The sequence below is a fragment of the Roseateles sp. FW301-B2 genome (genome assembly GCF_058788955.1).
This window is the reverse complement of record NZ_JBYTBE010000030.1, coordinates 41,699-63,808: the sequence shown is the minus strand read 5'-3', so window position 1 is coordinate 63,808 and position 22,110 is coordinate 41,699. Positions and strand designations below refer to the sequence as shown.

The following is a 22,110-nucleotide window of genomic DNA, read 5'->3' as shown; positions in this document are numbered from 1 at the left end:
CCGCCGTCCCCGCCGCCACCGAGATGAGCCATGTGCCCTGGTCGCGCCAGGCCAATATCTACCAGGTGAATCTGCGCCAGTACACGCCCGAGGGCACGCTCAAGGCCTTTGCCGCCGAGCTGCCGCGCCTGAAGAAGATGGGCGTGGACATGCTCTGGCTGATGCCCTGGCAGCCGATCGGCCGCGAGAACCGCAAGGGCGGCCTGGGCAGCTACTACTCGATCAGCGACTACACCGCCATCAACCCCGAGTTCGGCACGCTGGACGATGCGCGCATGCTGGTCAAGCAGGCCCATGCCCTGGGCATGAAGGTGATCCTCGACTGGGTGGCCAACCACACCGCCTGGGACCATCCGTGGACCCGGGCGCACAAGGATTGGTACAAGCTCAATGCCAAGGGCGAGATCTACCCGGTCACCTTCACCGAGGGCCCCGAGCCCGAGTACTGGACCGATGTGGTGGCCCTCAACTACGACAACCCGGCGCTGCGCGAGGCCATGATCGCCTCGATGGCCTTCTGGGTGCGCGAGGTGGACCTGGATGGCTTCCGCTGCGATGTGGCCAGCCTGGTGCCCACGCCCTTCTGGGAGCGCGCGCGCCAGGCACTGGACGCGATCAAGCCCATGTTCATGCTGGCCGAGTCCGACAAGGCCGATCTGCACCGCGCGGCCTTCGACATGACCTACAGCTGGGATCTGGCCGACATCTTCAAGGCCGTCGGCAAGGGCCAGGCCGGCGCCGCCGAGCTGCGCGCCTGGGTGGCCCGGCAGGCCGATCCCAAGACCAATGGTTACCCGGCCCATGCCTACCGCATGCGCTTCACCAGCAACCACGATTTCAACTCCTGGCACGGCACCGACGCCGAGCTCTACGGCGACGCCTACCAGGCGCTGGCGGTGCTGACCTTCACCCTGCCGGGCATGCCGCTGATCTATGGCGGCCAGGAAGCGCGCCTGGCCAAGCGGCTCGAGTTCTTCGAGAAGGACCCGATCGCCTGGAAGACGCGCGAGCTCGAGCCCTTCTATGCCGAATTGCTGGCCCTCAAGCGCCAGCACCTGGCGCTGGGCAACGGCCAGTACGGTGCGCCGGTGGAGCTGCTGGATGTCGGCAATGCGCAGCTGTTCGCGTTCCGCCGCAGCGCCGGCAGCGACGCGGTGACGGTGGTGGTGAACCTGGGCAAGCAGGCGCAGAGCTACACGCTGGCGGGTCAGCGGCTGAGCCTGCCGGCCTGGGGCTGGAGCATCTCGACGCGGCCATGAGTACGCCCGCGGACCGCTACCGTCCGGCCTGGCACTACAGCGCGCGGCGCCACTGGATCAACGACCCGAATGGCCTGATCTACGCCGATGGCGAGTACCACCTGTTCTACCAGACCAACCCCTTTGGCGATCAATGGGGCCATATGAGCTGGGGCCATGCGGTGAGCCGCGACCTGCTGCACTGGCGCGAGCTGCCGCTGGCGATCGCCGAGGACGAGCGGGTCTCGATCTACTCGGGCAGCGTGGTGATCGACCATGCCAACAGCAGCGGCTTCGGCCGCGAGGGCCAGGCACCCTGGGTGGCCATCTACACCGGCTGCCTGCGCCGCCCCGAGGGCGGGCAGGCGCAGGAGCTGGCCTGGAGCCTGGATCGCGGCCTGAGCTGGACCCAGTACGCCGGCAATCCGGTGCTGGACATCGGCCTCAAGGACTTCCGCGACCCCAAGGTGTTCTGGCACGCGGCCACGGCGCGCTGGGTCATGGTGGTGGTGCGGCCGGACGATCATCGGGTCTGCTTCTACGCCTCGCCCGACCTCAGGCAATGGCAGCATCTCAGCGATTTCGGCCCGGCCGGCGAGGTGGGTGGCATCTGGGAATGCCCCGACCTGATCGAGTTCCCGGGCGAGGGCGGCGCGCCGAGCCGCTGGGTCTTGAAGGTGGACACCTTTGCCGGCCATCCGGGCGGCACCGGCGCGCAGATCTTCATCGGGCAATTCGATGGCCAGCGCTTTGTGCCGGACCAGGCGCCAGGCGACACCGGCCGGTGGGTGGACCATGGCAGCGACTTCTATGCCGCGCTTTCCTGGGCCGGCCTGCCCGCCGGGCGCGCGCCGCTGTGGATCGCCTGGATGAACAACCATGGCTATGCCAAGCACACGCCCAGCGCGCCCTGGCGCGGCGCGATGAGCCTGCCGCGCGAGCTCGGCCTGCTGGACACACCCGCGGGCACGCGTCTGGCGCAGCGCCCCTGGCCCGGGCTGGCGGCACTGCGCGGCGCGCCGCTGAGCGTCGCGCTTCAGGCCGGCGAAGGCGAGCATGAGATCGATCTGCAGGGTCTGGATGGGCGCAGCCTGGAGCTGCGGTGGGAGCTGGAGCCCGGCTTCGCCGGCCCCTGTGCCCTGCTGCTGCGCCGCGGCGGCGGCGAGCACACGGTGGTGGGCGTGGACCCCGGCCTGGGCCAGGTCTTCATCGACCGCGCGGCCTCCGGGCACGAGGTCGATGCGCAGCGCTGGGCCGGGCGCCGGGCGGCAACCTGGGCGCCGGGCGCTGCGCCCTTGTGCCTGCGCATCTTCATCGACCACTGCTCGGTGGAAGTGTTCAGCGCCGACGGCCTGGTGGCGCTCACCGAGCTGATCTTCCCGGCCGATGCGAGCCGTGGCCTGGCCTTGCAAGTGAGCGGGTCTGGCAGCCTGCGCGGCCGGCTGACGGTCTGGCCGCTGGCCCTCGGCGCGGGTGCGCCATGAAGGTGCTGGTCACCGGCCTGCAGGGCACGCTGGCGCCACGCCTGGCCGAGGCCTTGCGCGCGGCGGGGCATGGCTTGCAGGGCTGGGACCGCCGCACGCTGGACCCCGAGGATGCCGATGCCGGCCGGCAATGGCTGGCGGCGCAGCGCTTCGATGCCATCGCCCATCTGGGCATGGGCTCGGCCGCCTGGGCGGGGCGCCTGGCCGCCCACGCGGCGCTGCACAGTCTGCCGATGGTGTTCACCAGCACGGCCATGGTGTTCCATCACGAACCCGACGGCCCGCATGCCGTCACGGCTGCGCGCACCGCCCAGGATGACTACGGCCGCTACAAGATCGCCTGCGAGGACGCGGTGCTGGCCGCCCATCCGGCCGCCAGCGTGGTGCGCATCGGCTGGCAGATCGACCCGAGCCAGCCCGGCAACAATATGTTGATGGCCTTGGACGAATGGCAGCGCCGCGAGGGCCGGGTGGCGGCCAGCACGGCCTGGATCCCGGCCTGCTCCTTCATGGCCGACACCGCGGCCGCCCTGCTGGCCTTGCTGGCGGCGCCGCAGCCGGGGCTGGTCCATCTGGACAGCAATGCCGAGGAGGGCCACAGCTTCGCCGCCCTGGCGCGGGCGCTGCAGCTGCAGTTCGAGCGCAAGGACTGGCGGGTCCAGCCACACCAGGACTATCGCCACGACCAGCGCCTGCAGGGCGGTGCCCAGCGCGTGCCCGGTCTTTTGCAACGATTACCGGCTTTGTCGCGCTTTCGCTGAGGGCAAATTGCCTATCATGGTCCGACATCCCATCGCAGGAGTTCCCATGAGCCAGCAGAAGTACCGCCTCGTTACCCGCAGCGATTTTGACGGCCTGGTGTGCGCCGTGCTGCTCAACGAGCTCGAGCTGATCGACGACATCCTCTTCGTCCACCCCAAGGACATGCAGGACGGCAAGATCGCCATCACCGGGCGCGACATCACCACCAATCTGCCCTATGTGGCCGCCGCGCATCTGGTGTTCGACCACCATGAGTCCGAGACCCTGCGCAACAGCGGCGAGCGCCCCAACCACATCATCCGCGCCGATGCGCCCTCGGCGGCGCGCGTGGTGTTCCAGCATTACGGCGGCCAGGCCGCGTTCCCGCGCATGACCGAGGCCATGATGGACGCGGTGGACAAGGCCGACTCGGCCCAGTTCACGCGCGACGAGATCCTCGATCCCAAGGACTGGCCGCTGCTGAACTACCTGATGGATTCACGCACCGGCCTGGGCCGCTTCCGCGACTTCCGCATCAGCAACTACGCGCTGATGATGGATCTGATCAAGTACTGCGCCAACCACGGCATCGAAGAGATCCTGGCCCTACCGGACGTGAAGGAGCGCGTGGACCTGTACTTCGAGCATGCCGAGCGTGCCAAGGAGCAGATCAAGCGCTGCACCCGGGTGCACGGCAATCTGGCGGTGCTGGACCTGCGCGGCGAGGAGACCATCTGGGCCGCCAACCGCTTCATGATTTACGCGCTGTTCCCGCAGTGCAATATCTCCATCCACGTGATGTGGGGCGTGCAGAAGCAGAACACCGTGCTGGCCACTGGCAAGTCCATCCTGGACCGCAGCAGCAAGACCAATGTGGGCGAGCTGATGCTGGCCTATGGCGGCGGTGGCCATCAGGCCGCCGGCACCTGCCAGATCGCCAACGACAAGGCCGACGAGGTGCTGCGCGCGCTGATCGCGAAGATCAATCAGGACGGCTGAGGTTAGATCAAGCCCGGCCAGTCGCGGTCCGCGCGCAGAAACGCCTGGCGCAGCAGGCTGGACTGTTCGGGCGGCAAGGCGCCCGCGGCCAGGGCGGCCAGGTTCTGCTCGAAATGCGCCAGCTTGGAGGTGCCGACGATGGTGCTGGAGACACCCGGCAGATAGGCGGTGTAGCGCAGCGCGAGTTCGTTCCAGTTGGCGCTGGGCAGGGCGGCCTCCAGCCCCATGGCCTGCCAGCGTGCCCAGTACTCGCCCTCGGCAAAGGTGTCAGGTCTTGCCGGCTGGCGCCAGACGGCGCCGGCGATCGGGCGCTTGGCGATCACGCCGATGCCGGCCGCCTGGGCGGCGGGCAGGCGCGTCGCCAGGTTGACCTGGTCGCACAGGCTGACCGAGGTCTGCACCGCGCCGAACTGGCCGCAGGCCAGCGCGAAGTCCAGCTCGGCGTTGTCGCCCGAATAGGCGGCCACGCGGATCTTGCCGGCCGCGCGGCAGTCCTGCAGCGCGCGCAGCACCTCGCCCTGCTCCAGCACATGCAGGGGGCATGAATGCAGGTGGGCGATGTCCAGCACCTCGCTGCGCAGCAGGCGCAGGGCACGCTCCACGCCATGCACGATGCAGTCGTAGCTCCAGTCGGGCACGCCCTCGACGCCATAGCCCAGCTTGGTGGAGAGCAGGAACTCGCTGCGCCGATGCGCCAGATGGCGGCCGATGCGCTGCTCCGAGAGCCCGTAGCCGCGCGCGGTGTCGATCAGGTTCACGCCCAGGTCCAGCACCGCGTTGAGCAGGCGGCCGGCTTCGGCCTCGCTCGTGCGCTCGTCGTTCAGATGCATGGCGCCGAAGCCCAGCGCCGAGACGCGCAGGCCGGTGTTATTCCCGCCGAAGCTTCTCAGTTCCATGTCAGGACGCGGCCGAACAGCGCCGGCACGGTGAGTTGCAGCCGGCCCTGGCGGGCCTGGATCGGCTCCTGGCTCAGCGCATCGCTGAAGGTCGCCCCGGCCAATGCGGGCGGCAGCTGGAGCGTGATGGTCTGCGGTGTGGCGGCGTTGTTGGTCGCCGTGATGGCCCAGCGCCGGCCATCCTGGCGCAGCAGCACGATCACATGCTCGTCCAGGTACAGCGGCGCGCCCAGGCTGCCGTGGCGTAGCACCGGCAGCGCATGGCGCATCGCGGTGAGGCGCTGGACCTCGGCCAGCAGGGCCTCGTCGGGCCGGCCGCCCTGGTCGGCCCAGGGGTAGGTGGCGCGGTTGTAGGGGTCGTCACCGCCGGCCACGCCGACCTCGTCGCCGTAGTAGATCGCCGGCGCGCCGGGATACATCATCTGGAAGAACATGGCCAGGCGCAGGCGCTGCTTGGCCTCAGCCAGCTTGGCCGCATCCCCGTCATCCCGGTAGCCGAAGTGGTGCAGGGCGCGTGCCTGGTCGTGCGAGGAGATCAGGTTCATCAGCGCGTAGAAGGCCTGGGGCGGATAGGCCTCGCGCATCAGCTCGAGCTGGGCCGCCAGCTTGCGCGCATCGCCGCCGGCCGCGTAGTCCAGCAGCGCATTGCGGAAGATGTAGTTCATGGTCGAGTCGAACATATCGCCGAGAAAGAACTTGCTGGCGTCGAACCAGGTTTCGGCAATCGTGATCGCGTCGGGCCGATGGCTCTTGATCGCGGTGCGCCACTCGCGCCAGAAGTCGTCCGGCACCCAGGGCGCCACGTCCATGCGCCAGCCGGCCGCGCCGCGGTCCAGCCATTGCTTCATCACCGAGTCGGGGTTGCCGTAGGCGAAGGCGCGGAAGGCCGGCGAGGCCTTGTTGATCTCGGGCAGGTCCAGCACGCCGACCCAGCCCTTGAACTGCCGGTCGGGCTCGGCCTGGCTGGCATCGAAGCTGAACCAGCCGGCATAGGGCGAGGCCGGGTTGATCTTGGCGCCTTCGAAGGCGCCGCCCGACTTGAAGTTGCCGAAGCGGTCGAAGTAGATCGAGTCGCTGCCGACATGGTTCAGCGAGGTGTCCGGGATGACGCGGATCCCGTGCTTGGCCGCTTCCGCACACAGGCGCGCGAAGTCGGCATTGGTGCCGAAGGCCGGGTCCACCTGGGTGTAGTCGGCGGTGTCGTACTTGTGGTTGCTGGCGGCGCGGAAGATCGGCGTCATGTAGATCGCGTTGGCGCCCAGGCTGCGGATGTAGTCCAGCTTCTCGATGATGCCGGCCAGGTCGCCGCCGAAGAAGTCATTGTTGTAGACCGCGTCCGAACCATCACCCGTGCCTGGCTTGAACGGCTTGTCCAGCCAGTTGGCATGCAGCTCGACGCCCTTGTCCTGGTAGCGGTCGCGGCCGGGCTGCGGATCGTTGCGGCGATCGCCGTTGCGGAAGCGCTCGGGGAAGATGTAGTAGTAGACGGTGTCGCGCGCCCAGTCCGGCACCTTGAAATCGGCGGCGTAGACGGTCTGGCGGTAGCGGCGCAGCTGCTGGAGCTCCGCAGGCAGGGCCTCGGCCAGGCCCAGCCCCATGCTGCCGGCTTCCTTGGTCCAGTGGACCGGATCGGCGTTGTTCTGGTAGACATAGGGCCGGCCGGCGATGCGCAGCTCGAAGTGGTAGCCATAGATGGCCGGCGCGGCGAAGCGGTAGGGCACGCTCCATTGCTCAAGCCCGCGGCGCGTCTGCTTGTGCATCGGCAGCCTGGCGAGCTCCCGGTACTCGATCAGGTCCTGGTTGCCCTCGAGCCGGCGCTGCGCGACGACCAGGGTGGCCTGTTCCACACCGGGCAGGGCCTGCAGCGTGAAGCGCACCTCGCTGCCGGCGGTGACGGCGCCAAAGGGCTTCTTGTGCTGCAAGGCGCGCGAGTCGAAGCGCAGGCTTTGCACGATCTGCTCGGGGTTGCCGGCCGCTTGCGCGCCCAGGCCGGGCAGCAGGCAGGCTGCCGCCAGCGCCGCCAGGCGCTTGATGCGAAGAATCATGTGATCTTCCCTTAACCCTTGACACCGCCGGCCGTCAGGCCGGAGACGATCCAGCGCTGTGCCAGCAGGAACACCAGCGTGATCGGCAGGCCCGAGAGCACCGCCGCGGCGGCGAAATCGCCCCACAGGAAGCGCTGGTCATGCAGGAAGTACTTGGAGCCCACCGCCAGCGTCAGGTTGCCTTCCTCGCGCAGCAGCACCGAGGCCACCGGGTACTCGATGATGGTGCCGATGAAGGCCAGCACGAACACCACCATCAGGATGGGCACGGCCATCGGCAGCAGCACGCGGCTGAAGGCCTGCCAATGGGTGGCGCCGTCGACCTTGGCGCATTCCTCGATCTCCACCGGGATGGTCTCGAAGTAGCCCTTGATGGTCCAGATATGCGTGGCCACGCCGCCCAGATAGGCCATCACCAGGCCCGCATGCGTCTCCAGGCCGAAGGCCGGCACATAGGAGCCGATGGTCTCGAAGATCGCGTAGATGGCCACCAGGGCCAGCACCGGCGGGAACATCTGCAAGAGCAGCATGCTGTTGAGGATCGGCGTCTGGAAGCGGAACTTCAGGCGCGCGAAGGCATAGGCCGCGGTGGTCGAGATCGCCACGATCAGGGTGGCCGAGAGCGTGGCCACCTTGATCGAGTTCCACAACCAGGTCAGCACCGGGAAGGGCGGCTGCACCAGGCTGCCGTCGCTGGCCTGGTAGGGCAGGCCCAGGGCCAGCTTCCAATGCTCCAGGCTGATCTCGGTGGGGATGATGTGGCCGGTGGCGAAGTTGCCCGGCCGCAGCGAGATGCTGACGATGGCCAGTAGCGGGAACAGCGTCAGCGCCAGGAAGATCCACAACACGGCATGTGCCGCAAAGACGCGCCAGCGCGCCTGCTTGCCTCGAACAATGGCCATGGCGCGCTCCTTATTGCTGGGTCTTGCGCATCAGGCGCAGGTTGATGAGGGACATCGCGGCGACGAGGAAGAAGATCAGCGTCGAGATCGCGGCGGCGAGGCCGAAGTCCGAGCCCGAATCCTTGAAGGCGATGCGGTAGGTGTAGCTCACCAGGATGTCGGTCTGGCCGGCCGGGATCTTGGTGCTGAGGAAGTCGGGGCGGCCGTCGGTGAGCAGCGCGATCAGCACGAAGTTGTTGAAGTTGAAGGCGAAGGCGCTCACCAAGAGCGGCGCCAGCGGTTTGATGACCAGGGGCGCGGTGATCTTGAAGAAGTTGGTGAGCGGGCCGGCACCGACGATCGCCGAGGCCTCGTACAGGTCCGAGGGGATGGCCTTCAGCAGGCCGGTGCACAGAATCATGATGTAGGGGTAGCCCAGCCAGACGTTCACGATCAGCAGCATGATCTTGGCCAGCAGCGGGTCGGCAAACCAGGCCGGCTTGACGCCGATGAGCGCGTCCAGGATGGCGTTGATCTCGCCGAAGTTCTGGTTGAACAGGCCCTTGAACACCAGGATGGAGATGAAGCCGGGCACCGCATAGGGCAGGAACAGCAGGGTGCGGTAGGTGGTGCGGTACCTGAGGTCTTCCCAGTTCAGCATCACCGCCAGGAACATGCCGATGGCGGTGGCGCAGGCCACCGTGGCCAGCGAGAACATCACGGTCCAGCCGAAGATCTTCAGGAAGGGGCCGCGGAACTCGGCGTCCAGCACCATGCGGGTGTAGTTCTGCCAGCCCACCAGCACCTTGAAGCCGGGTTGCATGGCCTCGCCCTTGCTGTTCTCGTAGTAGCCGGTGCCCAGGTTCGGCTTGTAGACCTGGCCATCGCTGCTGCGCGTCAGGCTGCCATCGGCATTCGCCTGCCAATGGCGCTTGATGGGGCCGAACTCGCGCAGGCCCAGGTAGTGCAGTTCGCTCAAACCGGCCGCGGCGGGCAGCACCAGCTGCAGCTGCTTGAGGGCGTCGCGGTGCCTGATCAGCTCGCGCAGCGGCAGCGCTTCCTGCAGCGGTGCGCGCAGCGGCAGATGCTCATCGGCGGCGGGCAGCATCTCCACCTTCAGCGGCGCCTTGGCCGCGCGCAGCGCCAGCGGCGGCGAGACCCATTTGGCCGCGGTGCCTTCGTCGCCGCCGCGCAGCACCAGACGGAACTCCGGCCCGTCGGCATGCAGGGTGAAGGCCTGCACCTGCGACTCGATCGCCTCGTGCTGGTCCAGCAGGTACTCGCGCACGCGCTCCTGGCTCAGCAGATGGGCCGAGGAATAGTTGGTGAAGCCGATCTGCGCCGTGTACAGCAGCGGGAAGGCGATGAACACCAGCATGCCCGCCAGGCCCGGGAACAGGTAGCGGTAGGCGAAGCCGGCGTTCGAGACATAGACGTAGAAGCCCGCCGAGAACAGCATCAAGGCGCCCACCGCCCAGAGCGTCTGCCCGGCGCTGTGGATCATGAAGACGAGGTAGAGCGCGGCCAGCATGGCGGCGCCGGTGATGGGCCAGCGCAGCAGGCGGGCGGCCTTTTCAAGCGCCGAGGGTGGCACGCGGCCGTAGCCGGAGGAGGGCAGGGTGGCGGTCGCGCTCATTTGTTCAGCAGCATGCGGCCGGCCGCGCCGTCGAGCGCGTCCTTGGGCGATTGCAGTCCGTTGGTGATGGCCTCCAGGGCCGCGTCCATGGCGGTCCAGAAGCGGCCGACTTCGGGCACATTGGGGATGGGCTCGCCCAGGCGGGCGTTCTCCATGCTGGCGCGAATCAGCGGGTTCACCGCCAGCTCGGCATAGAAGGCCTTGTTGGCGGGCACGCCGATCGGTACATCGGCATCCAGGATCTTCAGCGCCTCGGGGCGCATCAGGTGGTTCTCGATGAACTCGCGCGCGATGTCCTTGAGCCTGGAGGGCGCGGCAATCATGCAGCCCAGCACGCCCACGAAGGGCTTGGAGGGCTTGCCGGCCACCACGCCCGGGATGGGCGCGACGCCGAAATCGATCTTGGCCTTCTTGGCGTTGTCCCAAGCCCAGGGGCCGGAAATCATCATCGCCACCTCGCCGCGCGCGAAGCCGGTCTCCATCTCCGAGTAGCGCGCGCCCTTGGGCATATGGCCCTCGCGGATGAGGCGGTTGATCATGCTGGCGCCGGCCAGTGCGCCGGCGTTGTTGACGCCCACCTTGGCGGTGTCGTACTCGCCCTGGGCGTCGCGCGGAAAGATCTCGCCACCGGCGCCGGCCAGCAGCGGCCAGCTGAAGAAGCTCTTGTTGTAGTCCCAGAGGATGGCGTGCTTGCCCTGGCCTTGCAGCTGCTTGTCCAGCGCGATCAGCTCGTCGAAGCTGGCGGGTGGTTTGGGCACCAGGGCCTTGTTGTAGATCAGGCCGGTGGTCTCGATCGCGATCGGGTAGCCCCAGAGCTTGCCCTGGTAGCCCAGCGCCTTCCAGGCCCAGTCCTCCGATTCGGCGTAGAGCTTCTTGCCGGGGCGGATGGCGGTGAGCAGGCCGGACTTGGCCCACTCGCCCACACGGTCATGCGGCCAGCAGAACACGTCCGGGCCCTTGCCGGCACCCACGGCCTGCTGGAACTTGTCGGTGGCATCCACCGGATGCTCCACCACCACCTTCACGCCCGAGGCCTGTTCAAAGGCGTTGCCCACTTTCTGCAGGCCGTTGTAGGCCTTGTCGCCATTGATCCAGACCAGCAGCTTGGGCGGTGTTTGTGCCAGCGCCGCACCCGACAACAGCGCCAAAAGAGCGATGCATGCCCTCATGCCCCCAGCTCCGGCGCGGCCAGGCGGTGGAAGGCGCGGCCCTCGGCGTCGAACAGGTAGATCGCCTCGGGCGGCAGGCGCAGTTGCAGCGCGTCACCGGCGCGCAGCCGGTCGCAGCCGTTGCGGCCCTCGAACTGGCAGGTGAGGGGCTCCTCGATGCCGGGGTAGGGGCAGTAGGCGAAGGTCGTGCCGCCCAGCGACTCGACAAAGGCCACGGTGCTGTCGAGCCGGTTGCCCTCGCCGCCGATGCGCATGTGCTCGGGGCGGATGCCCAGCGTCAGCATGGCGCCGGGCGTGGCGCGCCTGGCATCGACGCGGGCGCGCATGGTCTCGCCGCCGGCCAGCTTCAGCTCGGCCTCGGTGTCCGTGGCGCTGAGCAGCTCGGCATTGAGAAAGTTCATCTTCGGGCTGCCGATGAAGCCGGCCACGAACAGATTGTCCGGGTGCTCGTAGAGCTCCAGCGGCGTGCCCACCTGCTCGATCTTGCCGGCCGACAGCACGACGATGCGGTCGGCCAGCGTCATCGCCTCGACCTGGTCGTGGGTCACATAGACCATGGTGGTCTTGAGCTCGTCGTGCAGCTTGGCGAACTCGTAGCGCATGCGCACACGCAGCGCGGCATCGAGGTTGGAGAGCGGCTCGTCGAACAGGAACACCTCGGGCTTGCGCACGATGGCACGGCCGATCGCGACGCGCTGCCGCTGGCCGCCGCTCAAGTCCTTGGGCTTGCGGTCCAGCAGATGCTCGATGTGCAGGATCTTGGCGGCGTTGCGCACCAGGGTCTCGGTCTCCGCCTTGGGCACCTTGGCCAGCTTGAGGCCGAAGGCCATGTTGTCGAACAGATTCATATGCGGGTAGAGCGCATAGGACTGGAACACCATGGCAATGCCGCGCTCCGCGGGCGGCACGTCGTTGACCAAGCGGCCGCCGATGCGCAGCTCGCCGCCGGTGATCTCCTCCAGGCCGGCGATGGAGCGCAGCAGGGTGGACTTGCCACAGCCCGAGGGGCCGACAAAGACCATGAATTCGCCATCGCGAATCTCCAGGTCGATGCCATGCAGGATCTTGGTCTCGCCGTAGGCCTTGGCCACGGCTTGCAGTTTCACGTCCGCCACATTCGGTCCTCCGCGCCAACGTCCCAGGGGCTGCAGGCGCTTGTCTCACGCGGTACCACCCGGCTGGGGTGGCGCTGTATTTGTAGAGAATATACAGGTCAAAATGTAGTCATACAACAGCGCTACACCCTAGATCCATCGATCAATTCATTGGAAATCAATGGGTTAGAATGTTGTTCGGGATTTCCCGATGTAGTGAAACTACACAAAATCCGGGTCGTGGGCGATACTTTGCCCATCGCTGCCGCTGATGCGGCTCTTGTGCTCCGGCCAGCCATCGCGCTCCCTGCCCCTTCGTCGGGCCATCTTCGTGGAGACGCTGTCGTGGCCCCATTGCTGAACACCCTATGACCGCCTCCGCCCTCCACGCCATCAAGGCACGATTCAAGAGCGTCACCACCATGAACGACAAGCCTCAATCCGAGATGCAAGCCCAGCTGCAGGCCCAATTCAAGGCCGCGCTGCAGCGCGAGCTGAGCCAGTCGACCCAGGCGCCCAGCCGCGAGACCCTGATGCGCGCCGCCGCCAGCGCCTGCCGCGAGCTGCTGAGCCAGCGCTGGGCCGCGACCCAGGCCGCCGACGCCCAGCGCGGCGAGCAGGCGCCGGTGCGCCGCGTGCACTATCTCTCGATGGAATTCCTGATGGGGCGGGCGCTGGGCAATGCCATCGCCGCCCTGGGTCTGGACGAGACCCTGCGCGAGGCCTTTGCGGCACAGGGTCAGGCCTTGCCCGATGTGCTGGAGCGCGAGCACGACGCCGCGCTGGGCAATGGCGGCCTGGGCCGCCTGGCCGCCTGTTTCCTTGATTCCTTCGCCGAGCTGGGTCTGCCGTCCTTCGGCTATGGCCTGCGCTACGAGTACGGCATGTTCGCCCAGGCGATCCAGGACGGCCGCCAGGTCGAGGCGCCCGATGATTGGCTGGCCCTGGGCAACGCGTGGGAAGTGCCGCGCCCCGAGCTGCGCTATCCGGTGGGCTTTGGCGGCCGCGTGGTGGCCGAGGCCGATGGCAGCCGCCATTGGCAGCCGGCCGAGCAGCTGCTGGCGCAGGCGGTGGACTTCATCGTGCCGGCGCACCACAGCGAGCGCGTCTCGACGCTGCGCCAATGGCAGGCCAGCGCCGCCAAGCCGATCGATTTCAATGCCTTCTGCCGCGGCGACTACGCCGCCGCCGCCCAGCACCGCGTGGCCGCCCAGGCCATCAACTGGGTGCTCTATCCCGACGACTCCACCGACGCCGGCCGCGAGTTGCGCCTCAAGCAGGAGGCGCTGCTGGTGAGCGCCTCGCTGCAGGACCTGATCGCGCGCCATCTGCGCGAGTTCGGCTCGCTGCACAACCTTGGCAAGCGCAACGCCATCCACCTCAACGACACCCATCCGGCCCTGGCCCCCGCCGAGCTGATGCGCCTGCTGCTGGACCAGCATGGCCTGCAGTGGGACGAGGCCTGGGCCATCACGCGCGACGCGGTGTCCTACACCAACCACACGCTGATGCCCGAGGCGCTGGAGAAGTGGCCGCTGCAGATGATCGAGGCGCTGCTGCCGCGCCATCTGGAAATCATCTTCGAGATCAACCAGCGCTTCATGGACGAGCTGCGCCAGCGCTTCCCGGGCGACGAGGCGCTGATGAGCCGCGTGTCGCTGATCGAGGAAGACGGCGGCTACGGCAGCGGCGGCGAGCGCCGCGTGCGCATGGCCCATCTGGCCATCGTGGCCTCGCACCGCGTCAACGGCGTGGCGGCGCTGCACTCGGAGCTGATGGTGCAGACCATCTTTGCCGACTACGCCCGCATCTGGCCCGAGCGTTTTCATAACGTCACCAATGGCGTGACGCCGCGCCGTTGGCTGCAGCAATGCAACCCCGGCCTCGCGGCGGTGCTGGACCAGCGCATCGGCCAGGGCTGGCGCCAGGATCTCTCCGAACTCGCCAAGCTCAAGGGCCTGGCCAAGGATGCTGCGGTGGTGCAGCAGTTCCTCGGCGTCAAGCGCGCCAACAAGGAGCGCCTGGCGGCGCTGATCCGCCGCGAGTTGGGCGTGGCGGTGAACCCCGCCAGCCTCTTCGATGTGCAGATCAAGCGCATCCACGAGTACAAGCGCCAGCTGTTCAACATCCTGCATGTGATCGCGCGCTACCAGGCCATCGTCGCCAACCCGCAAGCCAACTGGACCCCGCGCACCGTGGTGATTGCCGGCAAGGCGGCCTCGGCCTACTTCATGGCCAAGCTCATCATCCAGCTGGCGCACGATGTGGGCCGCGTGGTCAACAGCGACCCGCGTGTGGGCGACAAGCTTAAGCTGGTGTTCCTGCCCAATTACGGCGTCTCGCTGGCCGAGACCATCATCCCGGCCGCCGATCTCTCCGAGCAGATCTCCACCGCCGGCACCGAGGCCTCGGGCACCGGCAATATGAAGTTCTCGATGAACGGCGCGCTCACCATCGGTACCTGGGACGGTGCCAATATCGAGATGGCCGAGGCCATGGGCGTGGAAAACATGTTCGTCTTCGGCCTGCGCACCGACGCGGTGGCGCGCATCAAGGCGCTGGGCTACGACCCGCGCCTGCATGTGGAAGAGAACAAGCAGCTGCAGGCCGTCATCGACGCGATCGCCACCGGCCAGTTCTCGGCCGGCGACACGGCACGCTACCGCCCGCTGGTGGACAAGCTGCTGGGCAGCGACCCGTATATGCTGATGGCCGATTTCGCCGACTATGTGGCCACCCAGGCAAGCGTCGATGCGCTCTACCAGGACCAGGCGGCTTGGGGCGAGCGTGCCGTGCTGAACGTGGCCGGCATGGGCTGGTTCTCGGCCGACCGCACCATCGCTGAATATGTGGAGCGCGTCTGGTCCGTCAAGAGTCTGGGCTGAGCGGAGCTTGAACCGATGCTGGATGCGAGCCAAGTCAGCGCGCTGCTGGAAGCGCGCCACAGCGATCCCTTTGCGGCCCTGGGCCTGCACGAGGACGCGACCGGCCGCCTCTGGTTGAGGGCGCTGCTGCCCGGTGCCGGCGCGGTGAGCGTGCTGGAAGCCGGCAGCGGCAGGCAGTTGGCGGTGCTGACTGAGCGTGCGCCGGGCTTTTTCGAGGCCGCGATCCCGCGCCGCAGGAAGCGCTTCGACTACCGCCTGGCGGTGCAATGGGCCGACGGCGGCTCCGCCGAACTGGCCGACGCCTATGCCTACGGCCCCCAGCTCGGCGAGCAAGACCTGACCCTGCTGCGCGAGGGCACGCATCCGCGCCCCTACCTGGCCCTGGGCGCCCAGCCGCTGCAGCATGGCGAGGTGGCTGGCGTGCGCTTTGCCGTGTGGGCGCCGAATGCGCGCCGCGTCAGCGTGGTGGGCAGCTTCAACCACTGGGATGGCCGCCGCCATGCGATGCGCTTGCGCCACGACGCCGGCGTATGGGAGATCTTCGTGCCGCATGCGGCGCCGGGGGACCTCTACAAATACGAGCTGGTCGGCGCCGACGGCACGCTGCTGCCGCTCAAGGCCGACCCCTATGCGCGCGCCGCCCAGCTGCGCCCGGATACCGCCAGCGTGGTGGCGGCCCTGCCGGCCGCGCGGCCCCTGCCGGCCGAGCGCGCCGGCGCGAATCGGCGTGACGCCGCCATCGCCATCTACGAGGTGCACCTGGCCTCGTGGCGGCGCCGCGATGGCGGCGATGGGGGCGATCGCGAATTTCCGAGCTGGGACGAGCTGGCCGCCGAGCTGCCCGCCTATGTCGCCGACCTGGGCTTCACGCACCTGGAGCTGATGCCCATCAGCGAGCATCCCTTCGACGGCTCCTGGGGCTACCAGACCCTGGGCCTGTACGCCCCCTCGGCCCGCTTCGGCCCGCCGGAGGGCTTTGCGCGCTTCGTGGCCGCCTGCCATGAACGCGGCCTGGGCCTGCTGCTGGACTGGGTGCCGGCGCATTTCCCGGCCGATGCCCATGGCCTGGCGCAGTTCGACGGCAGCCATCTGTTCGAGTATGCGGATCCGCGCGAGGGCTTCCATCGCGACTGGAACACCCTGATCTACAACTTCGGCCGCCGCGAGGTGCGGCAGTTCCTGGTCGGCAATGCGCTCTACTGGGCCGAGCGCTGGGGCGTCGACGGCCTGCGCGTGGACGCGGTGGCCTCGATGCTTTACCGTGACTACTCGCGCCCCTCGGGCGAGTGGCTGCCCAATGTGCACGGCGGGCGCGAGAACCTCGAGGCGATCGCGCTGCTGCGCGGCATGAACGAGCTGCTGGGCCGCGAGGCGCCCGGCGCCATCAGCGTGGCCGAGGAGAGCACCAGCTTCCCGGGCGTGTCGGCGCCCACCTACAGCGGCGGCCTGGGCTTCCACTACAAGTGGAATATGGGCTGGATGAACGACACCCTGCGCTATATGCACGAGGAGCCGGTGCACCGCCGCTGGCACCACGACAAGCTGAGCTTCGGCCTGGTCTACGCCTTCAGCGAGAACTTCGTGCTGCCGATCTCGCACGATGAGGTGGTGCATGGCAAGGGCTCGATGTTCAACAAGATGCCCGGTGACGACTGGCAGAAGTTCGCCAATCTGCGTGCCTACTACGGCTTCATGTGGGGCCACCCCGGCAAGAAGCTGCTCTTCATGGGCCAGGAGTTCGCGCAAGCCAGCGAGTGGAACCACGATGCCGCGCTGCCCTGGCAGCTGCTGGGCGAGGCGCGCCATGCCGGCGTGCAAGCCCTGGTACGCGACCTGAATCGCCTCTACCGTGCGCAGCCGGCCCTGCACCGGCTGGACTGCGAGGCCGCGGGTTTCGAGTGGCTGCAGCAGGAAGACCGCGAGCAGTCGGTGTTCGCCTGGGCGCGCCACGACGGCGCGGGTGGCAGCGTGATCGTGGTGAGCAACTTCACCCCGGTGCCGCGCCATGGCTATCGGCTGCCGGTGCCGGTGGGCAGCACGGCCTGGCGCGAGCTGCTGAATACCGACTCTGCTCACTACGGTGGCAGCAATGCGGGCAACCTCGAGGCCACGCTGGCAGTGGAGCAGGGCGCCATCAGCCTGAGCCTGCCGCCGCTGGCCACCCTGTTCCTGGTGCCGGCATGACGCTCACCCATCTGCCCACACGGATCGAGGAGGGCCGCCACGAGCCGCTGGGCGCGCTGGCGCGCGACGGCGGCGTCAACTTCGCGGTGTTCGCCGAAAACGCGCAGGCGCTGGAGCTGTGCATCTTCGACGGCAGCGGCCAGCGCGAGCTGCGCCGTTATGCGCTCAGCGGCCCGCACGATGGCATCTTCCACGGCTTTCTGCCCACCGTGGGGCCAGGTCTTGTCTATGGGCTGCGCGCCCATGGCCCCTACCAGCCCGAGGCCGGCCAGCGCTACAACCCGCACAAGCTGCTGCTGGACCCTTATGCGCGTGAAATCGTCGGCCACTTCGGCTGGCATGCCGAGCACCATGGCTATGAGCTGGGCCATCCGGAGGGGCCGCGCTCCTTCGACGCGCGCGATAACGCCGCCCAGGCCTTGAAGGCGCGTGTGCCGGCGGCGCTGGAGGGCGTGAGCCCGCGCGCCAGCGCGCCGCGCCATGCCAGCGCCGACCTGGTGCTGTACGAGGTGCATGTGAAGGGCTTCTCGCAGCTGCACCCCGGCATTCCGGCGGCCTTGCGCGGCAGCTATGCGGCGCTGGCGCATCCGGCCGCGATCGCGCACTTCAAGGCGCTGGGCGTGAGCACCCTGTCGCTGCTGCCGGTGCAGTACTGCGTGGACGAGCCGCATCTGGCCGACAAGGGTCTGCACAACTACTGGGGCTACAACACCCTGGGCTTCTTCGCGCCGGATCCGCGCCTGGCCCAGGCCGCGCACCGGCAGGACCCGAGCGCCGTGGTGGCGGAGTTCCGCGCCATGGTCCAGACCCTGCATGAGCACGGCCTGGAGGTGGTGCTGGACGTGGTCTACAACCACACGCCCGAGGGCAATGAGTTCGGGCCCACGCTGTCCTTCAGGGGCCTGGACAACCGCAGCTACTACCGCCTGGTGCCGGACGATGCCAGCCGCTGCGAGAACCTCACCGGCTGCGGCAACACCCTCAACACCGCCCATCCGCGCGTGGCCCAGTTCGTGCTGGACTCGCTGCGCTACTGGGTGCAGGAGCTGGGCGTGGACGGCTTCCGCTTCGACCTCGCGCCGGTGCTGGGCCGCACCCGCCATGGCTTCGACGGCAATGCCGCCTTCTTCACCGCGCTGCGCCAGGACCCGGTGCTGGCGGGCGTGCACCTGATCGCCGAGCCCTGGGATGCCGGCTACGACGGCTACCAGCTGGGGCGCTTTCCGGGCCGCTTCCTGGAGTGGAACGACAAGTTCCGCGACGCGGTGCGCGGCTACTGGCTGCAATCCGGCTTGCAGAGCGGCAAGGTCGGCCGCGGCGAGTTCGCGCGCCGCTTCACCGCCTCCAGCGATCTGTTCCACCATGCCCAGCGCAGCCCCAGCGCCTCGGTGAACTTCGTCGCCGTGCACGATGGCTATACGCTCAACGACGTGGTGAGCTACAGCCACAAGCACAACCACGCGAATGGCGAGGACAACCGCGACGGCCGCGATGGCGAGCTGAGCAGCGGCTTCGGTGCCGAGGGCCCCAGCGCGGACGTGGCCATCCGCGCCAGCCGCGAACGCGTGCGCCGCGCCATGCTGGCCACCCTGCTGCTGGCCCAGGGCACGCCGATGCTGAACGCCGGCGACGAGATCGCCAACAGCCAGGGCGGCAACAACAACGCCTACTGCCAGGACAACGCGATCGGCTGGCTCAACTGGGACCAGGCCGACCACGGGCTCGCCGCCTATGTGGGCGAGCTGCTGCGTCTGCGGCGCGAACACCGCCTGCTGCGCCACGCGCGCTGGTATGCGGGCCCGGGCTGCGGCGGGGCCGGCGACGCCTGCATCGCCTGGTACAGCCCGGCCGGGCACGAGATGCAGGTGCACGACTGGCACCATGGCGGCGAGCATGGCTTCGCCTGCCTGCTGAGTAATGCGGGCGATGCCGAGGCCAGCCTGGCCATCCTCTTCAACCCCGAGGCCGCGCCGCAGGGTTTCACGCTCACGCCCCAGCCCTGGCGCCTGCTGCTGGACAGCAGCGGCGAGCTGAGTCCGCAAGACCTGACCCCCGGCCAGGGCCTGCAAGTTCCCGCACGCAGCATGTTGCTGCTGCGCTCCTAGAAAGTCGCTATGGATCTGACCCAACGCACCGCCGGTGTGCTGCTGCACATCACCTCGCTGCCCGGCCCGCATGGCATGGGCGATTTCGGCCCCGATGCCTATCGCTATGTGGACTGGCTGGCCAGCGCCGGCCAGGGCCTGTGGCAGCTGCTGCCCACCACGCCGATCGGCCCGGGCGATTCGCCCTATCAGGGTGTCTCGGCCTTTGCCGGCAGCCAGTGGATGGTGGCCTTCGAGCCCCTGGTGGCCAAGGGCTGGCTGGCGCCGCCGCGCCTGCCCGAGGGCGGCTTCGACGCCCACCATGTCGACTACGGCCGCGTGCTGCCCTGGCGCGAACAGCAGCTGCGCCTGGCCGCTGCCGGCTTCTTCGCGCAGGCTGGTGCGGCCGACCGCAGCGCCTTTGCCGACTGGTGCCAGGCCAACGCAAGCTGGCTGGACGATTACGCGCTCTTCATGGCGATCCGCTCGCCGCTGAACGGCCAAGCCTGGTGGACCTGGACGCCGGCGCTGGCGCGCCGCGAGCCGGCCGCGCTGGCCGCCGCTCGCCTCAGCCATGCGGAGGAGCTGCGCTTCTGGCAGTTCGTGCAATGGCAGTTCGACGTGCAGATCGGCGCGCTCAAGAGCTATGCCAACGGCCGTGGCGTGCGCATCATGGGCGACCTGCCCATCTTCGTGGCGCATGACAGCGCCGACTGCTGGTCGCGCCCCGATCTGTACCACCTGGACGAGCAGTTCCAGACCACGGTGGTGGCCGGCGTGCCGCCGGACGCCATGTCCACCGAGGGCCAGCGCTGGGGCAATCCGCTCTATCGCTGGGATCGCATGGCGGCCGAGAATTACCGGTGGTGGACGGCGCGCGTCAAGCGGGCCCTCAGCCAGGCCGATGTGTTCCGCATCGACCATTTCCGCGGCTTCGCCGGCTATTACGAGATCCCCGGCAGCAGCCCGGATGCCAAGCAGGGGTGCTGGGTCGCCGGCCCGGGCAAGGCGCTGTTCGACGCCATCGAGGCGACGCTGGGCAAGCTGCCCATCGTGGCCGAGGACCTGGGCTTCATCACCGACGATGTGCATGCGCTGCGCGACGGCTGCGGTTTCCCCGGCATGAAGATCCTGCAGTTCGGTTTCGGCGGCGACGCCACGCACGAGTTCCTGCCGCATATGTGGCCGCGCGCCAGCGTGGCCTATACCGGCACGCACGACAACGACACGGTGCGCGGCTGGTGGGACGCCGCCTCGGCGCGCGAGCGCGCCTATGCCGGCAGCTACCTGGCCTGTGGCGAGCACGATGTGCACTGGGCCATGATCCGCGCCTGCTGCAACTCGGTGGCCAATATCGCGGTGTTCCCGATGCAGGACGTGCTGGGCCTGCCCAGCGCCCACCGCATGAACATCCCGGGCATCCTGGGCGGCAACTGGGGCTGGCGCTTCAGCTGGGACATGGTGGGCGCCGAGCCGGGGCGCGTGCTGGGCGTGATCAGCGCCGCCAGCGGCCGCGGCCCGCTGGCCCTGTTGCAACTGCCCTGAGGCTCAACCGAATCCCAGCATGAACACCACCGAAATCTTCCTGATCGCGATGGCGATCATCTTCACCGTGCCCTACCTGGTCTGGCGTCTCGGCGGCACCGACTATTTCGCGCCCCTGGTGGTGGTGCAGATCATTGCCGGCATCCTCCTGGGCCCGGGCGTGCTGGGCCGCGCCTACCCCGATTACTACCAGTTCGTCTTCAACGCCCAGGTGGTGCAGTCGCTCAACGGCATCGCCTGGTGGGCGGTGATGCTGTTCGTCTGGATCGCCGGCATCGAGCTCGATCTCAAGAAGGCCTGGCAGCACCGCGTCGAGAGCGGCATCACCGCCGGCCTGGCGCTGGGCGCGCCGCTGGCGCTGGGCTGCGTGGTGGCGCTGGGCATGCTGGCCAGCGCGGGCTGGATGGGCCCCAAGGCGCTCAGCTGGCAGTTCGTGCTGGGCGTGGGCATGTCCTGCGCGGTCACGGCCCTGCCCATCCTGATCCTGCTGATGGAGAAGCTGGAGATCCTGCGGCAGCCGATCGGCCAGCGCATCCTGCGCTATGCCAGCGTGGACGACATCGCGATCTGGGGCGTGCTGGCGCTGATCCTGATGGACTGGGGCCGGGTCGGCAAGCAGGGCCTGTTCCTGCTGGCCTTTGCCGGTCTGACCTGGGCCTTCCGCCACTTGATGCGGGCGATTCCCGAGCGCGACCGCTGGTTCGTGGGTCTGATCTGGCTGGCCCTGTGCGCCTTCGGCGCCGACTGGTCGGGCCTGCACTTCATGGTGGGCGCCTTCCTGGCCGGCGCGGTGATGGACGCCGACTGGTTCGACCAGGCCCAGATGGACCTGCTGCGCCAGCATGTGCTGCTGGTGATGATGCCGGTGTTCTTCCTCAGCACCGGCCTGCGCACCAACTGGGCCATGGGGGGCGCGGCGGTGTTCGTGGCCGCCGGAGCGCTGCTGCTGGCCTCGGTGGCGGGCAAGCTGCTGGGCGTGCATCTGGCCGGCCGCATCCTGAAGTGGCAGCCGGGCGAGGCCTCCATCATTGGCTGGCTGCTGCAGACCAAGGCCCTGATCATGATCATCTTCGCCAACATCCTGCTGGACAAGCAGATCATCACCAGCGAGACCTTCACGGCCCTGCTGCTGATGGCGGTGGCCAGCACCATGCTGACCGTGCCGGTGGTGGCGCCCAAGCTGCAGCGGCTGAAGGCGCTGATCTTCCGCGCCGCCTGAGGAGCGCGGG

15 protein-coding genes are annotated in these 22,110 nt (G+C 68.4%); 9 read left to right on the top strand and 6 right to left on the bottom strand.

Annotation, left to right across the window (positions count from 1 at the left end):
* The 4 genes from AC3WQY_RS18905 to AC3WQY_RS18890 all read left to right on the top strand — a co-directional run.
* On the top strand, nucleotides 1-1,259 hold a 1,259-nt coding region (locus AC3WQY_RS18905; protein WP_492710067.1), incomplete at its 5' end, for an alpha-amylase family glycosyl hydrolase.
* Complete coding sequence (locus AC3WQY_RS18900; RefSeq protein ID WP_285231594.1) at nucleotides 1,256-2,722, top strand: glycoside hydrolase family 32 protein; 1,467 nt, start codon at nucleotides 1,256-1,258, stop codon at nucleotides 2,720-2,722. The genes AC3WQY_RS18905 and AC3WQY_RS18900, both read left to right, overlap by 4 nt.
* Nucleotides 2,719-3,483 (top strand): sugar nucleotide-binding protein, encoded by a 765-nt coding sequence (locus AC3WQY_RS18895; RefSeq protein ID WP_492710065.1) that lies wholly within the window; start codon nucleotides 2,719-2,721, stop codon nucleotides 3,481-3,483. Before AC3WQY_RS18900 ends, AC3WQY_RS18895 begins: the two co-directional genes overlap by 4 nt.
* A gap of 46 nt (nucleotides 3,484-3,529) precedes the next feature.
* Nucleotides 3,530-4,462: an exopolyphosphatase gene (locus AC3WQY_RS18890; RefSeq protein ID WP_492710063.1), complete on the top strand. Its 933-nt coding sequence runs from the start codon at nucleotides 3,530-3,532 to the stop codon at nucleotides 4,460-4,462.
* A 2-nt stretch (nucleotides 4,463-4,464) separates the two neighbouring features.
* Here AC3WQY_RS18890 and AC3WQY_RS18885 read toward each other — a convergent pair whose 3' ends face one another.
* The 6 genes from AC3WQY_RS18885 to AC3WQY_RS18860 are packed head-to-tail and all read right to left on the bottom strand — an operon-like array spanning nucleotide 4,465 to nucleotide 12,204.
* Entirely contained in the window at nucleotides 4,465-5,358 is an 894-nt protein-coding gene (locus AC3WQY_RS18885) for an aldo/keto reductase (RefSeq protein WP_492710061.1), read from the bottom strand.
* On the bottom strand, nucleotides 5,349-7,403 hold the full coding sequence (locus AC3WQY_RS18880) for a glycoside hydrolase family 13 protein (protein WP_492710059.1): 2,055 nt from the start codon (nucleotides 7,401-7,403) through the stop codon (nucleotides 5,349-5,351). The genes AC3WQY_RS18885 and AC3WQY_RS18880 overlap by 10 nt, the downstream gene beginning before the upstream one ends.
* An 11-nt stretch (nucleotides 7,404-7,414) precedes the next feature.
* Complete coding sequence (malG, locus tag AC3WQY_RS18875; protein ID WP_492710057.1) at nucleotides 7,415-8,305, bottom strand: maltose ABC transporter permease MalG; 891 nt, start codon at nucleotides 8,303-8,305, stop codon at nucleotides 7,415-7,417.
* 10 nt (nucleotides 8,306-8,315) lie between these two features.
* On the bottom strand, nucleotides 8,316-9,920 hold the full coding sequence (malF, locus tag AC3WQY_RS18870) for a maltose ABC transporter permease MalF (protein WP_492710056.1): 1,605 nt from the start codon (nucleotides 9,918-9,920) through the stop codon (nucleotides 8,316-8,318).
* Nucleotides 9,917-11,089: a maltose/maltodextrin ABC transporter substrate-binding protein MalE gene (gene malE, locus AC3WQY_RS18865; RefSeq protein ID WP_492710054.1), complete on the bottom strand. Its 1,173-nt coding sequence runs from the start codon at nucleotides 11,087-11,089 to the stop codon at nucleotides 9,917-9,919. Before malE ends, malF begins: the two co-directional genes overlap by 4 nt.
* Nucleotides 11,086-12,204 carry an ABC transporter ATP-binding protein gene (locus AC3WQY_RS18860; RefSeq protein WP_492710052.1) on the bottom strand — a complete coding sequence of 373 codons (1,119 nt, stop codon included), beginning with the start codon at nucleotides 12,202-12,204 and terminating at the stop codon, nucleotides 11,086-11,088. Before AC3WQY_RS18860 ends, malE begins: the two co-directional genes overlap by 4 nt.
* Nucleotides 12,205-12,605: 401 nt before the next feature.
* On the opposite strand from AC3WQY_RS18860, the gene AC3WQY_RS18855 reads away from it, so the two are divergent.
* From AC3WQY_RS18855 to AC3WQY_RS18835, 5 genes are read left to right on the top strand one after another with little or no spacing between them, the layout of a single operon-like run.
* Nucleotides 12,606-15,068, top strand: coding sequence for a glycogen/starch/alpha-glucan phosphorylase (locus tag AC3WQY_RS18855; protein WP_492710070.1), 2,463 nt, complete (start codon nucleotides 12,606-12,608; stop codon nucleotides 15,066-15,068).
* 15 nt (nucleotides 15,069-15,083) lie between these two features.
* Nucleotides 15,084-17,252 (top strand): 1,4-alpha-glucan branching protein GlgB, encoded by a 2,169-nt coding sequence (gene glgB / locus AC3WQY_RS18850; RefSeq protein ID WP_492710050.1) that lies wholly within the window; start codon nucleotides 15,084-15,086, stop codon nucleotides 17,250-17,252.
* Nucleotides 17,249-19,357 (top strand): glycogen debranching protein GlgX, encoded by a 2,109-nt coding sequence (gene glgX, locus AC3WQY_RS18845; protein ID WP_492710048.1) that lies wholly within the window; start codon nucleotides 17,249-17,251, stop codon nucleotides 19,355-19,357. The genes glgB and glgX overlap by 4 nt, the downstream gene beginning before the upstream one ends.
* 9 nt (nucleotides 19,358-19,366) lie before the next feature.
* Nucleotides 19,367-20,881 carry a 4-alpha-glucanotransferase gene (gene malQ / locus AC3WQY_RS18840; RefSeq protein WP_492710047.1) on the top strand — a complete coding sequence of 505 codons (1,515 nt, stop codon included), beginning with the start codon at nucleotides 19,367-19,369 and terminating at the stop codon, nucleotides 20,879-20,881.
* Between the two features lie 19 nt (nucleotides 20,882-20,900).
* On the top strand, nucleotides 20,901-22,100 hold the full coding sequence (locus AC3WQY_RS18835; protein ID WP_492710046.1) for a cation:proton antiporter: 1,200 nt from the start codon (nucleotides 20,901-20,903) through the stop codon (nucleotides 22,098-22,100).
* Nucleotides 22,101-22,110 lie beyond the last annotated feature (10 nt).